At 71.5% G+C, this 14,244-nt stretch carries 12 protein-coding genes; 5 read left to right on the top strand and 7 right to left on the bottom strand.

Annotated elements, in window-relative coordinates:
* Positions 1-30: 30 nt before the first annotated feature.
* The 6 genes from QSK36_RS24395 to QSK36_RS24370 all read right to left on the bottom strand — a co-directional run bounded on the left by QSK36_RS24395 (position 31) and on the right by QSK36_RS24370 (position 9,037).
* Positions 31-2,799, bottom strand: coding sequence for a glycoside hydrolase family 9 protein (locus tag QSK36_RS24395; protein ID WP_285783994.1), 2,769 nt, complete (start codon positions 2,797-2,799; stop codon positions 31-33).
* A 13-nt stretch (positions 2,800-2,812) separates the two neighbouring features.
* Complete coding sequence (locus QSK36_RS24390; protein WP_285783993.1) at positions 2,813-5,329, bottom strand: glycoside hydrolase family 9 protein; 2,517 nt, start codon at positions 5,327-5,329, stop codon at positions 2,813-2,815.
* 442 nt (positions 5,330-5,771) lie between these two features.
* Positions 5,772-6,215, bottom strand: a complete 444-nt coding sequence (locus tag QSK36_RS24385) for a DoxX family protein (RefSeq protein WP_285783992.1) — start codon at positions 6,213-6,215, stop codon at positions 5,772-5,774.
* A gap of 559 nt (positions 6,216-6,774) precedes the next feature.
* Positions 6,775-7,671: a LysR family transcriptional regulator gene (locus tag QSK36_RS24380; RefSeq protein WP_183535190.1), complete on the bottom strand. Its 897-nt coding sequence runs from the start codon at positions 7,669-7,671 to the stop codon at positions 6,775-6,777.
* 17 nt (positions 7,672-7,688) lie between these two features.
* A complete protein-coding gene (locus tag QSK36_RS24375; protein WP_183535192.1) occupies positions 7,689-8,126 on the bottom strand; it encodes an ester cyclase in 438 nt (145 codons plus the stop codon).
* 89 nt (positions 8,127-8,215) lie between these two features.
* Positions 8,216-9,037, bottom strand: a complete 822-nt coding sequence (locus QSK36_RS24370; RefSeq protein WP_183535194.1) for an SAM-dependent methyltransferase — start codon at positions 9,035-9,037, stop codon at positions 8,216-8,218.
* Positions 9,038-9,154: 117 nt separating this feature from the next.
* Here QSK36_RS24370 and QSK36_RS24365 point away from each other — a divergent pair, with 117 nt between their 5' ends.
* The 3 genes from QSK36_RS24365 (at position 9,155) to QSK36_RS24355 (ending at position 12,417) form a co-directional block, all read left to right on the top strand.
* Positions 9,155-10,060: a helix-turn-helix domain-containing protein gene (locus QSK36_RS24365; protein ID WP_285783991.1), complete on the top strand. Its 906-nt coding sequence runs from the start codon at positions 9,155-9,157 to the stop codon at positions 10,058-10,060.
* A 162-nt stretch (positions 10,061-10,222) separates the two neighbouring features.
* Entirely contained in the window at positions 10,223-10,771 is a 549-nt protein-coding gene (locus QSK36_RS24360) for an NADPH-dependent FMN reductase (protein WP_285783990.1), read from the top strand.
* A gap of 320 nt (positions 10,772-11,091) precedes the next feature.
* Entirely contained in the window at positions 11,092-12,417 is a 1,326-nt protein-coding gene (locus tag QSK36_RS24355) for an MFS transporter (protein WP_285783989.1), read from the top strand.
* A gap of 9 nt (positions 12,418-12,426) precedes the next feature.
* Here the strand turns inward: QSK36_RS24355 and QSK36_RS24350 are convergent, their stop codons facing one another.
* A complete protein-coding gene (locus tag QSK36_RS24350) occupies positions 12,427-12,855 on the bottom strand; it encodes a MerR family transcriptional regulator (protein WP_285783988.1) in 429 nt (142 codons plus the stop codon).
* 28 nt (positions 12,856-12,883) lie between these two features.
* Here QSK36_RS24350 and QSK36_RS24345 point away from each other — a divergent pair, with 28 nt between their 5' ends.
* Both QSK36_RS24345 and QSK36_RS24340 read left to right on the top strand, forming a co-directional pair.
* Positions 12,884-13,624 carry a methyltransferase domain-containing protein gene (locus tag QSK36_RS24345; protein WP_285783987.1) on the top strand — a complete coding sequence of 247 codons (741 nt, stop codon included), beginning with the start codon at positions 12,884-12,886 and terminating at the stop codon, positions 13,622-13,624.
* Between the two features lie 144 nt (positions 13,625-13,768).
* The gene (locus QSK36_RS24340) at positions 13,769-14,110 is read left to right on the top strand and encodes an MmcQ/YjbR family DNA-binding protein (RefSeq protein WP_285783986.1); all 342 of its coding nucleotides are present in this window, start codon (positions 13,769-13,771) and stop codon (positions 14,108-14,110) included.
* Positions 14,111-14,244 lie beyond the last annotated feature (134 nt).

The raw sequence follows: 14,244 nt of genomic DNA, 5'->3' as shown, positions 1-14,244 counted from the left end.
GCCGGAGCGCGCCGGACCGCGGGTGGGGGATCAGGAGCAGGTGGTGCCGTTGAGGGTGAAGGCGGTGGGTTTGGGGTTGCTGCCGGTGTAGGTGCCGTTGAAGCCGATCTGGATGGACTGTCCGGGGGTGATGGTCGTGTTCCAGTCGAGGTTGGCGGCGGTGACGTTGGCTCCGGTCTGGGTCCAGGTGGCCGACCAGCCGGGCGGGGTGATCTTCTGGGTGCCGGGGAAGGCGAACTTCAGTGTCCAGCCGCTGATCGCGGTCGTGCCGGTGTTGGCGATGGTGATGGTCGCGGTGAAGCCGCCGCCCCAGTCGCTCGTGCCATAGGTCACCTTGCACCCGCCACCGGCCGACGGAGACGGCGACGGAGACGGAGACGGAGACGGTGACGGCGACGGGCTGGGCGAGGGGGACGGGCTGGGCGAAGCCGACGGGCTGGGCGACGGGCTGGGCAGGCCGGACTGGGCGGTCGCGGTGAGCGTGGCCGAGGGCTGGCTGGTGTTGCCGGCCGCGTCCCTGGCCACGACGTAGAACGTGTAGCTGGTCCCGGCCACCAGCTTGTCCGCGACGTACAGCGTGGACGTGGACGAGCCGATCTTGGTGAAGCCGGAGCCCTGCTTCATGTAGACGTCGTAGCCGGTGACCCCGGTGTCGTCGGTCGAGGCCGTCCAGCACATCGGGACGGCGTTGACGAAGTCCGCCCCGCAGACCCACAGCCCGGTGGGCGCGCTCGGCGGCGTGGTGTCCACCGAGGGTGAAGGCGAGGACGACGGCGAGGGCGAAGGCGAGGGAGACGGAGAAGGGGAGGGCGACGGCGAGGGGGACGGGCTGGACGTGCCGCCGGGCGGCGTGCCCCACACCAGCGTGTTCCCGTCGTACACCGGCACGTGCGACGCCGCCGACGCCGACCAGTCGTTGGCCGGGTCCCAGGCCGCGCCGTTCGGCACCGAGATCCGCAGTTGCGTGCCGCGCCGGTAGAGCTGGGCGTCGCCGGGATAGATGGGCTTGCCCGTGCAGTCCACCTCGGCGTAGTAGGTGCGGTCCTGCGCGAGTGTCGGCCCGGTCACGGCACAGCCGTTGCTGTCTCCGCCGGTCACCTTCACCTGGGAGACGGAGGTCGAGCCGTCGAGCGTGAAGTAGTAGCGCGCCTTGCCCGACTGGAGGACGCGCGGCGGCCAGTTCGACGTGTTGGTGATGGTGACGGTCAGCGAGGTGCCGTCCACACCGCTGTAGACGTTGCCGGTCTCGGCGTAGATCTCCTCGTACTTCTGCTCCGGGGCGGGGAAGCCCGCCACCGGTGTCCCGCCGTACTCCTCGGCGAACCGCGCGAGCACGTTGGTGATGCCGGAGTTGTAGTCGATCGCCACCTCGTTGCGGACGTAGTCCGTGCGGCTGTCGGTGTAGGCGTCGGTCTGGTCCGGGCCGCCGGCGAGCGCGCCGTACAGGACGTGCAGGTTCGGGCCGGTGGTGTCGCTCATGTAGCCGAGGTACTGGCCGCTGGCCGCGCGGTGGTGGACGTGCGTCGGCGGGTTGGTCCCGAAGCCGACCATGTAGCTGGAGTGGCGGGGATTGTCCCCGAGCGCGTAGTCGACCTGCCGCTTGGCGAAGTCGTGGTAGCGGGCGTAGAGCGGGTCGCCGGGCCCGAGGTGGTCGGCGTAGACGAGGGCCACCCAGGCGGTGTTCAGCGCCATGCGCAGCGACGCCCAGTTGAAGACGTACGCCAGGCCGCCGGGGGTGACCGGTCCCTTCTTGCCCTTGTATCCCGTGGTCCAGTAGTCGAGGTAGCGCTGGACGTCGTCCTTGTATCGCTGCTCGCCCGTGAGCGCGGCCATCAGCGCGTAGACACCGTACTCCTTGTCGTTCCAGCCGAGGCCGAAGCTGTAGGCGGCGACGGTGGTTCCGCCCGCGCCCTGGCCCACGTCGGGCTCGCTGCCCATCTTCGGGTAGAACTCGCGGGCCTTGTCCAGGTAGCTCCCGGTGCCGGTGGCCCGATAGAGCCACACGGCCGCCCAGGCCAGCTCGTCCCAGTACATCTTGGTCGCGCCCGGGTGGTCGGAGCCGCCCTCCCAAGTCGAGTTGTAGTAGCCGGAGATGCCCGGCACACAACTCGTGTACGCCGTGTCCTGACCGTTGGAGCCCTTGGTCGTGTCGGCGAACGTGAACAGCTGCCTGGCGTGGGTGAGCAGGGTGTCGGCGTACGCCGGGTCGGTCGGCCGGAAGGCCATCGAGGAGGCCGCCATGGCCGCCGCCGTCTCGGCGACGACGTCGGTGCCCTTGCACGTCGGAGTGATCTTGTAGACCGGCCGCGACATGCCCTTGATGTCGATCACCTCGGGCGGACCCCAGTACGCGTGGTCCACGCTGCCGTCGCCCACCTGGACGTACAACGTCTCCGGATCGGGATGGGCGGCGATCAGGTAGTCGGTGGCCCACTTGAGGTTGTTCAGCATGGGCGTGAGCTGGGTCCCGTAGCCGGTGCGGTTCTCGACCAGCCCCCAGGCCAGCATGGTCGTGGTGAACGCCATCGGGAAGCCGAACTTGACGTGGTCGCCCGCGTCGTACCAGCCGCCGGACAGGTCCGCCCCGGCGGCCTTCCCGTCGTTCAGCGTGCGGTCGCCGCGCCACTCCACCCGGCTCCAGGCGGGCTTCCTGCCCGACTGCTGCGCCTCGTAGAAGTAGATCGACTTCTGCAGGGCCTCGGTGTAGTTGTACGAGCTCGCCGCTTGGGCGGGCGCCGGGCCCGGGACGAGCAGGGCGGCCAGTACGGCGGCCACCCCGCCCAGGGACAGGAGTCTCATGGATGGCCTCGTCTCAGGAGCAGGTGGTGCCGTTGAGGGTGAAGGCGGTGGGTTTGGGGTTGGTGCCGGTGTAGGTGCCGTTGAAGCCGATCTGGATGGACTGTCCGGGGGTGATGGTCGTGTTCCAGTCGAGGTTGGCGGCGGTGACGTTGGCTCCGGTCTGGGTCCAGGTGGCCGACCAGCCGGGCGGGGTGATCTTCTGGGTGCCGGGGAAGGTGAACTTCAGTGTCCAGCCGCTGATCGCGGTCGTGCCGGTGTTGGCGATGGTGATGGTCGCGGTGAACCCGCCGCCCCAGTCGCTCGTGCCATAGGTCACCTTGCACCCGCCACCGGCCGACGGAGACGGCGACGGCGACGGCGACGGAGACGGTGACGGCGACGGGCTGGGCGAGGGGGACGGGCTCGGCGAAGCCGACGGGCTGGGCGACGGCGACGCCGAAGGGGACGCTGAGGGCGACACGGACGGCGACACGGACGGCGACGCGGACGGTGACGGCGAGGGTGACGCGGACGGGGAGACGCTGGGGCTGGGCGACGGCTCGGCGCCGGGCGGCGTGCCCCAGATGAGGCGGCCGTCGTTGCCGTACAGGGTCATGTGGTCCGCGCCCTTGGCCGACCAGTCGTTGGACGGGTCCCACGTCGCGCCGTCGGCGACGCCGATGCGGAGCTGCACCTCGCGGCGGTACTCCGACTGGCCGCCGGGGAAGATGAGCGTGCCGGTGCAGTCGACCTCGGCGTAGTAGGTGCGCCCCTCCAGCAGGTGTGGCCCGGTGGGCTGCTTGCACTGCGTGTAGGACGTGCTCACCGTGACCTGGCTCGCCGTCGTCGAGCCGTCCAGGGTGAAGTAGTAGCGGAACTTCGCCTTGTCCAGGACGGTCGCCGGCCAGGCCGACTTGTTGACGACGAAGGTCTTGGCCGCCGTCTCCCGCGTCGTGTTGGTGATCGTCGGCTCCAGATAGAACTCCGGGCCGTCGGGCGTCTCACGGGGCAGCGTGGACAGGGGCGAGCCGCCGTACTTGCCGTAGAGGGCGGCGAGCGAGCTGGTGATGCCGGAGTTGTAGTCGAGGGAGACCTCGTTCTTGACGTAGTCGCCGCGGCTGTCGGTGTAGGCGTCGGCGCCGTCCGGGCCGCCGACCAGCGCGCCGTACAGGACGTGCCTGCTGACGGCGGGCTCGCCGTCGGGACCGGCGTTGGTCCAGGAGCCGTGCGCGCCGCGGTGGTGCGGGTTGCGCGGAGGGTTGGTCCCGAAGCCGATCATGTAGCTGGAGTGCCGGGGGTTGTCGCCGAGCGCGTAGTCGATCTGCAGTTTGCCGAAGTCGTGGTAGCGCGCGTAGAGCGGGTCGCCCGAGCCGAGGAAGTCGGCGTACTTCATCGCGACGAAGGCCGTGTTGGCGGCCATGCGCAGCGAGGCCCAGTAGAAGATGTACGCCAGGCCGCCGGGCGTGATCGTGCCCTTCTTGCCCTTGTATCCGACAGTCCAGTAGTCAAGGTAGCGCTGGACGTCGTCCTTGTACTTCTGCTCGCCGGTCAGCTCGGCCATCTGCTCGTAGACGGCGTACTGCTTGTCGTTCCAGCCGAAGCCGAAGTTGAAGACCGGCACCTGCTGTCCGTTGCTGCCCGGGTCCTCCTGGACGCCCATCTTCGGGTAGAACTCGCGCGCCCGGTCGAGGTAGCCCGCGGTGCCGGTGGCCCGGTAGAGCCAGACGGAGGCCCAGGCCAGCTCGTCCCAGTACATCTTCGTGGCGCCCTCGACCTGCCCGCCCTCGCCGGTGGAGTTGTAGAACCCCTGCGCGGCGCTGACGCAGTTCACGTACGCCGTGTCGCGGCCGTTCGTCCCCTTGGTCGTGTCGGCGAACGTGAACAGTTGCTTGGCGTGGGTGAGCAGCGTGTCGGCGTACGACGGGTCGGTCGGCCGGAAGACGATCGACGAGGCGGCCATCGCGGCGGCGGTCTCGGCGGCGACGTCGGTGCCCGGGCACGATGCGGTGATCTTGTAGACCGGCCGCTTGTGGCCCTTGGCCTCGACGGTCTCCGGTGCCCCCCAGTAGGAGTGGTCCTCACCGCCGTCGCCGACCTGGACGTACAGGACGTTCGGCTCCGGGTGGGCGTGGATGAAGTAGTCGCCCGCCTGCCGGAGCGTGTTCAGCAGGTATGGCAACTGGCCCGAGCGCTCGTAGGACGCCCGGTAGTCCGCGCCGCCCCAGGCCAGCGTCGTGGTCATGGCCGCCATCGGGAAGCCGAACTTCACGTGGTCGCCCGCGTCGTAGAAGCCGCCCGACAGGTCCACCCCGGCGGACTTGCCGTCGTTGACGGTCGAGTCGGCCCGCCAGGTCACCCGGTTGGTGGACGGGAGGTGCCCCGACTCCTGCGCCTCGTAGAACAGGAACGACTTCTGCAGCGCCTCCCCATAATTGACCGTGCCACTTTCACCGGCGGCCGCAACGGGGGCGGAAGTCGAGGTGACGGCCAGCAGGGCGCCGGCCAGTGCGGTCGCCGTGCTCACGCTCAGCAGCCGTCGCGGTAGTCGCATCACGTGCCCCTCGGAAAGGACGACGGGCCGGCCCCGCCGTGCGGGGCCGCCCCGGAAACGGGCGGGACGATCTCGGGAGGGCTCCCGCCCGGATCGTGCGTACGCGAGGCGGCGCGATCCAAGCACGCTCCGGTCACGGAGCAGTACGTCCAGGTCAGGACGGCCGAGGGCACGTCGCGGAGCTGAAACTTTCAACTCGGCGCGGCGCTCGGAGCAGCGACATGAGCACACCCGCGAGGAGAACTCCGGCGACGACCAGGGTCGCCACGGGCAGCGCCGTCCTGCCGAACCGGCGGTGAATGAGTGTCGGACTGTGTGCCATCGGAAGCGGCCCGCCTGCCTCGCGCCCGGACGCCCAGGACGTCCGGCCGCGAGGTGTCACCCGCACGGGTCGTGCCGGACCCGGCGCTGAGTTCGCCCTACGGGCGGCGGCGCGGTGTGGCTACGCCTGTGCCGGCGCGGGCGCGTACGTGTCGATCTCGTGGTGCCGCATCCGGTGGATCAGCGTGTCCAGCGCCCAGGCGCCGGGCCCGAAGACCACGATGAGGAAGAACGACCAGCAGAACATCGCCGCCGCCTCGCCGCCGTTCCGGATCGGGAACAGGCCCTGCGGCGCGTGGACCGTGAAGTACGCGTACGCCATCGAGCCGGAGCACAGCAGCGCGCTGACGCGGGTGAACAGCCCGACGAGGACGAGCGTCCCGAAGACCAGCTGGATGGCCGCCGCCCACCAGCCCGGCCACGTGCCGAAGGCAAGGGCGTGACCGGTGCCGCGGTTGCCGCCCAGCACGCCGAAGATCGTCGCCGCGCCGTGGCAGACGAACAGCAGCCCCGTCACGATGCGGAAAAGCGAGAGGACTGGGCCCCTGATCTGGTCCGTTTTCATGTGATCACCTTCTTGTCGTGCCTGCCGGACGGGCCGCGCCGCATACGCGCGGCGCGATCCGGGTCGGCCGATGGGAACGCGCCGGAAAAGCCGAGATCCGGCGGAAGTGAAACGGGAAACTCCGGCCGTCGCCTATTCGCAGTAATGGCGAAGTAAATCGGCCGTAATTTCCTGTGCTCCGTGGCTCACATTGTCGGCGAATTGGACGTCCGGCGGCGTGAAGCCGCGCGGAGGTGCGAGCAAAAGCCCCAGAACCACTGGTCAAAGCCCGAAATGAGCAGCATCGTCGCTGGCGGCTTCGGCGGTTCGGCTGTGGACCACGGCGGCCGCGCCGCGCTAATTCGACGGCGAATACGCGCAGGGCGGCGTAGCCCCAAGAATGCTCACAGAAGTACCCATAGTCAAGAGTTCAAGTAATCCTCCGTCAGGAAATGGCGACACCGTGTCGGCAAATCCGTGACTTCACCCCGGTCACCTGCTGATTCTCCGGGGACCCGGACGGTCCCGCTCCGGCGGGCGGCGTGAAACTTTCTCGCATCACCGCCGGGAACCCCGCGGGCTACCTCGTCCAGAGGCACTCCTGCGCCGTCCGCACAAGTGCCATCAACCCGGCCGACAGCCGTTCGCCCCGCCACGCGAGCGCGTACGTCAGGCGAAGGTCACCCGCGTCCAGGGGGACGAAGGCGACGTCGTCCCTGCGGACGGACGTGACGACCAGGGAGGGTGTGGGCAGCAGGCCGACGCCGGCCGCGACCAGGTCGAGCGCGGCGGCGAAGTCGTCGATCTCGTCGGCCACCACGTGCTGCCGGTGTGGCCCGACGCGGGCGGCGAGCCGTGCCCACATCCCGCCGGGCGGGCGTTCGCGCGGCAGCAGGACGCGGTGCCGCGCGAGCCGTTCGGGCTGCAGGCGGGGCAGGCCGGCGAGCGGGTCCCCGGCCGGTACGGCCAGGTGCCGGACGGGCACGTGGAAACGGGCGGCGGTGGTCAGCTCCCGCGGGAAGGGGGCGGCGAGGATGGCCGCGGTCACCTCGCCGGCGGCGAGGGCCGCGACGGCGGCGGCCCGGCCGGCCGGGCACAGCTCCACCTCGGCCGGGGGATCACGGCGTGCCATCCGGCGGGCGATCCGCGCCGCGAGGCCGCCCGCCGGCGGGGGATAGGCCAGGCGGACACCGGCGCCCTCCGGCGCGGCGAGCCGCCTCGCCTCGGCCGAGAAGGCGGCCGCCGACTCCAGCAACGCCTCGGCGTACGGCAGCAGCGTCTTGCCGGCCGGCGACAGGTGGACCTCCCGGCTGGTCCGCTCGAACAGGCGGACCCCGAGCGCGCGCTCGAGACGGCCGACGGCCTGGCTCGCGGCGGGCTGGGAGACGCCCAGTTCGGCGGCGGCGCGGGAGAAGCTGAGATGCCGGGCGACGAGGGCGAAGCAGCCGATGTCGCGCAGCGGCGGGCCGGAGTCCACGCTCCAGTATGGGGAGATCAGGCGGTCCTGCGCAGACGCAGGTCGCAGCCCGTCTGACGGTAGAACGCCAACTGGTCGTAGTAGACCCGCCCGCTGGCGAACACGCCGTCGTCGCCCATCGTGTAGGCGCCCGCCGCCGGGAAGACCACGCGGCGGCCGGTGCCCATCACCTCCGTGCCGCCCGGCAGCAGCAGCACCCCGGTGTGGGTGCCGCTGAACGTCCACTCCGTGATGATGGTGTCGTCGAGGACGGCCCGTGCGGTGATCTCGTTGCGCATGTCGGGAAACGCCGTGAAGAGCTGCCGGAAGTACCAGCCGATCTGCTCGTGACCCTCCATCACCCCCGCGGGCGTGACGAAGACGGCCCTCGTGGTGAAACAGCGGACCACCCGCTCCTCGTCCTGCGAGCTGATCGCGTCCGTGAGCGCGTCGAGCAGCGCGCCGATCTCAGCCATGCCCCTCCCGTCCCCCGTCCTGGAACTCCTACCCCAGGCAAAGGGCGGTGACGCAGGCGCGCGGCGCGCAGGGGGGTGCGCGTCGGAGGTCAGTCCTTGCGGGCGACCCCGCACAGCGCGTCGACCTCGGACGCCTCCCCGAACTGGCTGGGGCCGGGCCGCCACCGCGACACCGACACCACCCCCGGCTCCAGCAGCGTGAGGCCGTCGAAGAAGCGCGCGATCTGCTCGGGCGTCCGCAACCGGTAGGGGTCGCCGCCCTCGGCGCGGATGCGCTCCGCCTCGTCGGCCGCCTCGGGCAGGACGACCTTCGTGCCGTCCTCGAACACCAGGTGGCTGCCGGACGGCAGGGCGTCCATGAGCTGACGCACGATCGCGTACGCCTCCTCGTCGTCGAGCACCTGGCCCATGATCCCCAGCAGCATGAGCGCCACCGGCTCGCCGAAGTCGAGCGTCTTCGACGCGGCGTTCAAGATCTTGTCCGGTTCGCGTACGTCGGCCTCGATGTAGTCGGTCACGCCGGGCGGGCTGCTGATCAGCAGGGCGTTCGCGTGCACCAGCACGAGGGGGTCGTTGTCGACGTACACGACCCGGGACTCCGGCGCCACCCGCTGCGCCACCTGGTGGGTGTTGTCGGCGGTCGGCAGGCCGGTGCCGATGTCGAGGAACTGCCGGATGCCCACCTCGCCCGCCAGGTGCCGTACGGCCCGGCCGAGGAAGCCGCGCGACTGCCGGGCGATGTCGACGATGCCCGGGTACGCCTGCCGGATCTGCTCGCCGAGTTCGCGGTCGACGGTGAAGTGGTCCTTGCCGCCCAGAAAGTAGTTCCAGATGCGTGCCGAGTGCGGCACGCTCGTGTCGAGCTTGGGACGGTGCTCCTCGCCGGGGCCGTCCGCCGAGCCTTCGCTCACCCGGTCCTCCTGCGTTCACGTGATCAATGCCCCACCTTAGAGACTCGCGGGCCCGCGGCATAGCCGTGAGAACCGGCCCTTGAGTCTCCAGCCGGTGGAGAGACCAGACTCGGTGTCATGGACGACGAGGGGCTGTTCACCATCGGATGGCTCTCCCGCCGCACCGGGATGCCGGTGCGCACGATCCGGTACTGGTCGGACGTCGGCGCGCTGCCGCCCGCGGAGCGGAGCGAGGGAGGCTACCGGCTCTACGACGCCGGCGCCGTGGTCAGGCTGGAGCTCATCAGGACGCTGCGGGATCTCGGTCTCGGCCTGGACGACGTACGGCGGGTGCTGGAGCGGAAGGTCACCCTGGCCGACGTCGCCGCCGTCCATGTGGACGCACTGGACGCGCAGATCCGCACCCTGCGGATCAGGCGCGCGGTGCTCAGCACCGTCGCGAGGCGGCGGTCCGGCACGGAGGAGACGAAACTGTTGAACGATCTGGCACGGCTGTCCGCCGAGGAACGGCGGCGCGTCATCGAGAACTTCGTGGACGAGGTCTTCGGCGGCCTGGACGCCGATCCGGAGCTCAGGAACCGGCTGCGGCACACCGAGATCGGCCTGCCCGACGACCCCACGCCCGAGCAGGTGGACGCCTGGGTGGAGCTCGCCGAGCTCGTCCGCGACCCGGGCTTCCGGCGGCGGATGCGCGACATGGTGGAGCACAACACGCGCAACCGCGCCGGGCAGGAGCCGGGGGCCTTCATGTGGTTCGCGAAAAAGGTCGCCTGGCAGGTCGGTGAGGCCCGGGAGAACGGGATGCGCCCCGATTCGCCCGAGGCCGCCGAGGTCGTCGGTCGCCTGCTCGGCGACATGGACGCCGACGGCCGGGCGGCGGTCACGGAGCGCCTGGAGGCCGGCCTGTTCGCCGAGGCCGAGCGCTACCGGCATCTCATGGCCGTGATCAACGGCCGGGAGCCGAAGCCGTCCCACGCGGACGACTTCGCCTGGCTCCTCGCCGCCCTTCGCGCCCACCCCTGAAGTCCGGAATCCCGATCACGACCGTCCCGCTCGCGCGTCGCCGGCCGGCGGGACGGCACGCCAGAGCGCGGCGAGCATGTCGCCGAAGCGCGACCCCTCGCGCGACGGGTGCGGAAGAGCGGCATGTACATTGCGGTCGTCGATCAGGAAGGGGCGGCCCTCATGGGTGAGTCGCGTCAGGCGGTGCGTGTGCTGCTCGTCTCGGGGAGCACCAGGGGTTCCTCGACCAACACCGCGGCATTGCGGACCGCCGTCCTGGCGGCGCCGGACGAGGTGGAGGCCGTGCTGTACGAAGCGCTGGCCGACCTGCCCGCTTTCACCCCCGATGAGGATCCCGGGCATCCGCATCCCGCGGTGCGGGTGCTGCGGGAGAGGATCACCGCGGCCGACGCCGTGGTGTTCAGCACGCCCGAGTACGCCGGAGCCCTGCCGGGCAGCTTCAAGAACCTGCTCGACTGGACGGTCGGCGGCGGCGAGCTCAACCGCAAGCCGGTGGCCTGGATCAACGTCGCCGCTCCGGGGCGGGGGGATGCCGCCTACGCGGAGCTGGCGAAGGTCCTGGGCTACGTGGACGCCGTGATCGTCGATGAGTGTTGCGTACGCCTGCCGGTCGCCAGGGACGCGGTCGGGGCGGACGGATCGGTCGCCGACGCGGACTTCCGCGCCCGGCTCACCGATGTGCTCGGAACGCTCGCGCTCCACGCCCGATAGTCCCCTGGCCGAGGTGGCGGACGGCGGCCGGTCACCACATCCCGGAGGAACGGGCGGAAGCGGTCGTCACGCATCTGATCCGGTTCTTCGGCTGACTCGGCTCGGCCCCTCCGCCGCCTCGCGGCGCCCGCCCGCGGGCCGCTCCATACGGCCGGGCGGTCGCCGTGGAACCGGTACCGCCACGCTTCGGCGTTGACCGAACCTACCTCGGGCAGCGATGACGTATGTCGTCGACGAGAACTTCCCCTACCATCCCCGGCCCCGACCCGGCCGCGGTGCGCCGGAGACGCCGGACGATCCTCGTCGTGATGTGCGCAGGCATGTTCCTCGTGCAACTCGACGTGACCGTCGTCAACGTCGCCCTGCCGCACATCGGCTCGGACCTCCGCACCGGCCTGCCCGGCATGCAGTGGGTCGTCGACTCCTACACCGTCGTCCTCGCCGCGTGCCTGCTCGCCGCCGGCGTCGTGGGAGACCGGCTCGGACATCGTGCCGTCGCCGTCGCCGGGCTCGCCCTCTTCGGCGCCGCCTCCCTGCTGTGCGGCCTCGCCCCCGGCGTCGGCACGCTGGTCGCGGCCCGCGCCCTGCAGGGCTTCGCCGCCGCACTGCTGCTGCCCAGCACCCTGGCCGTGGTCAACACGACCTTCCCCGAACGCGCGGAACAGGCCCGCGCCCTCGGTGTCTGGGCGGGCGTGTCCGCCCTGGCGCTGCCCTGCGGCCCGGTGCTCGGCGGCCTGCTCGTCACCCTCGCCGGCTGGCGCTCGGTCTTCCTCGTCAACCTGCCCGTCGTCGCGGTCGCCGTCGTGCTCACCCTCCGCCGGGTCGGCAGGGACGAGCCCGCACCCGACCGGCGGCTGGACGTCCCGGGTGTGCTCGCCGCGGCCGTCGCCCTGCTGGCCCTCACCTACTGCGCCATCGCCTACGGCCACTCGGGCGTCTCCGCCCAGACGGCGGGAGCCGCCGTGGTCGCCGTGCTCGGCACGGCGGCCCTGGCCCGGTGGGAGCGCCGGGCTGTCGACCCCCTCTTCCCGCCGTCCGTCCTCGGCAGTTCCCGCTTCGTCGGTGCCAACGCCGTCGCCGCCCTGATGAACTTCGTCGGGATCGGCTTCGTCTTCGTCGTCACCCTGTATCTGCAGGGTGTCCGCCACCACGACGCCCTGTCCGCCGGCGCCATGCTGCTGCCGCTGTTCGCCCCCCTCGCGCTGTGCGCGCCGATCACCGGGCGGCTCGCCGCCCGCTACGGGCCCCGGCTCCCGATGCTGGGCGGGCTGTTGCTCGGCACGGCCGGCGCCGCCTGCCTGGCGCTGGTCACCCCCACCGGCCCCTACGCGGCGCTTCTCCCCGCGCTCCTCGGCCTCGGCCTGGGCATGGGCCTGCTCACCGCGTCCGTGGTCGCGGCGGCGCTGCGCGCCGGGCCCCCCTCCCGCCCCGGGCTGTCCTCGGGCGTCAACAACACCGCCCGGCAGGCGGGCGGTGCGCTCGGCGTCGCCGTCCTCGGCGCCATCGTGCAGGACCCCGCCGACGCCGTGAGGTTCACCGCCGGCCTGCGGTGGGCCGGCGGCCTGTCGGCCCTGCTGTGGATCGCCGCGATCGTCATCACCCTCCGTACGGTGCCGGGCCCTGAGGACCGGGACGCCGCCGGATGACCGTTCCCTTCATAGGGCGTCGGTGAGCAACGCGGGAGCCGGCAGGCCGATCCGCTCGCGTACCGCCTGCTGGAAGTGCGCGCAGCCGGTGACGTCGTCGTGGTCGCAGCCCAGCGCGCACTCGACCACCTCCAACGCCGCGCGGGCCTGTTCGATGCGCCGCCGGAGCTCGGCCTGCCGCCGGCGGAGGATCTCCCGTCGCTCGGACGCCGCGCGGGTGGCGATCATCTCGCGGATCTCGTCGAGGCCGAGCCCGGCCTCCTTCGCCCGCAGGATCACGGCCACGCGGAAGAGGTCGTCGGGGCCGTAACGGCGCCGGTCGCCCGCGACCCGGGCGGGCGTCAGCAGTCCCATCGACTCCCAATGCCGCAGGACGTGCGTCGCGAGGCCGAACCGGGCGGCCGCCTCGCCGATGCCGATGGTCGCACTTGACTTCATGCCGACATTAAGTCGGAGGCTGTCCTCCATGTCGAACCACACCCTCATCGCCCTTCTCGACCGCGTGGACAGGCATCCGGGCCAGGTGGCGCTGCGTGCCCGCTCGTACGAACTTCTCGGCCTGGCGGCCGGGAGCCGCGTGGCGGACGTCGGCTGCGGCGCCGGACCGGCCGTCGCGGAGATGGCCGCCCTGGGGGCGGAACCGATCGGCCTTGACGCGGACGGGCAGGTCATCGAGGTCGCCCGGTCCCGGCACCCGGGCCTGGAGTTCCGCCGGGCGGACGCCTGCGACCTGCCGTTCGGGGACGGCGAGCTGGCCGGTTACAGGGCCGACAAGGTCTACCATGCCCTGGCCGATCCGGCGCGGGCGGCGGCCGAGGCATGGCGGGTGCTCGCCCCGGGCGGGCGGATCGTGCTGGTGGGGCAGGACTGGGACACGTTCGTGATCGATTCGGACGACCCCGCCCTCACCCGGGTCATGGTGCGGGCGAGGGCGGACGCCGTTCCCAGCCCGCACGCGGCCCGCCGTCACCGCAACCTCCTGCTCGACGCGGGCTTCGCGGACGTCACCGCCGAGGTCCGTACGGGCGTCTTCACGGACGGTTCGCTCCTGCCGATGGTCACCGGCCTCGCCGAGGGCGCGTACGCGGCGGGGGCGGTCACCCGGCGGCAGGCCGACGACTGGATCGCGGAGCAGACCGGCCGCGCGCGGCGGGGCAGGCTGTTCCTCGCCGTGCCCATGTTCCTGGCCGCCGCCCGCCGCCCGTGAGCGTACGGCTTGCCGAGGGCGGCCCCGCCGCGTGACGGGATCGGCCGGAATGTCGGTGGCCGCGGCTACCCTTCGTCCGGTGACGATGTTCGATCTTTCATTGCCGGCCACGGCGGGAGCCGTCCGCGTCGAGGAAGGCGCCTGATGGTCACGGTGGACGACGTGCGGCGGGTCGCGCGGGCACTGCCCCGCACCGAGGAAGCGCTGGTGCGCGATCATGTGAAGTTCCGGATCAGGGGCATCGTGTACGCCTCTATCTCCCCGGACGAGACCCTGATGGGCTTCGCGTTCCCCAAGGAGGAGCGGGCGGCCCTCGTGGCCTCCGAGCCGGAGAAGTTCCTCATGCCCCTTCCCTCGGACGAGCGCTACCAGTGGGTCCGGGTCAGGATGGCGGTCATCGACGAGACCGAGATGCGGGAGCTCATCGTCGACGCCTGGCGCATGGTCGTGCCCAAACGAGTGGCCGCCGCCTACGACGCGACCTGACCGCAGGTCGCCCGCGCCTCTGCCGAGAAGCGGCACGATGCCGCATGCAGGCAGTATGGCGGAGCCTGATCCATAAGCACGGTCGATGAATCCGCTCGGGACCAGGCGAGGGGCCGGAGGACTGCGGACGAATC

Origin of the sequence: Microbispora sp. NBRC 16548, from assembly GCF_030268985.1 — a bacterium.
GTDB lineage: Bacteria > Actinomycetota > Actinomycetes > Streptosporangiales > Streptosporangiaceae > Microbispora > Microbispora catharanthi.
The sequence above is the reverse complement of the archived record's forward strand: the minus strand, read 5'-3'. Positions and strand labels throughout refer to the sequence as shown.

Bases quoted from the DNA above. Each gene is read 5' to 3' on its own strand.
- QSK36_RS24395 (WP_285783994.1), bottom strand. From the start codon at position 2,799: ATGAGACTCCTGTCCCTGGGCGGGGTGGCCGCCGTACTGGCCGCCCTG.
- QSK36_RS24390 (WP_285783993.1), bottom strand. From the start codon at position 5,329: ATGCGACTACCGCGACGGCTGCTGAGCGTGAGCACGGCGACCGCACTG.
- QSK36_RS24385 (WP_285783992.1), bottom strand. From the start codon at position 6,215: ATGAAAACGGACCAGATCAGGGGCCCAGTCCTCTCGCTTTTCCGCATC.
- QSK36_RS24375 (WP_183535192.1), bottom strand. From the start codon at position 8,126: ATGGCTGAGATCGGCGCGCTGCTCGACGCGCTCACGGACGCGATCAGC.
- QSK36_RS24365 (WP_285783991.1), top strand. From the start codon at position 9,155: ATGGACGACGAGGGGCTGTTCACCATCGGATGGCTCTCCCGCCGCACC.
- QSK36_RS24360 (WP_285783990.1), top strand. From the start codon at position 10,223: ATGGGTGAGTCGCGTCAGGCGGTGCGTGTGCTGCTCGTCTCGGGGAGC.
- QSK36_RS24355 (WP_285783989.1), top strand. From the start codon at position 11,092: ATGTTCCTCGTGCAACTCGACGTGACCGTCGTCAACGTCGCCCTGCCG.
- QSK36_RS24350 (WP_285783988.1), bottom strand. From the start codon at position 12,855: ATGAAGTCAAGTGCGACCATCGGCATCGGCGAGGCGGCCGCCCGGTTC.
- QSK36_RS24345 (WP_285783987.1), top strand. From the start codon at position 12,884: ATGTCGAACCACACCCTCATCGCCCTTCTCGACCGCGTGGACAGGCAT.
- QSK36_RS24340 (WP_285783986.1), top strand. From the start codon at position 13,769: ATGGTCACGGTGGACGACGTGCGGCGGGTCGCGCGGGCACTGCCCCGC.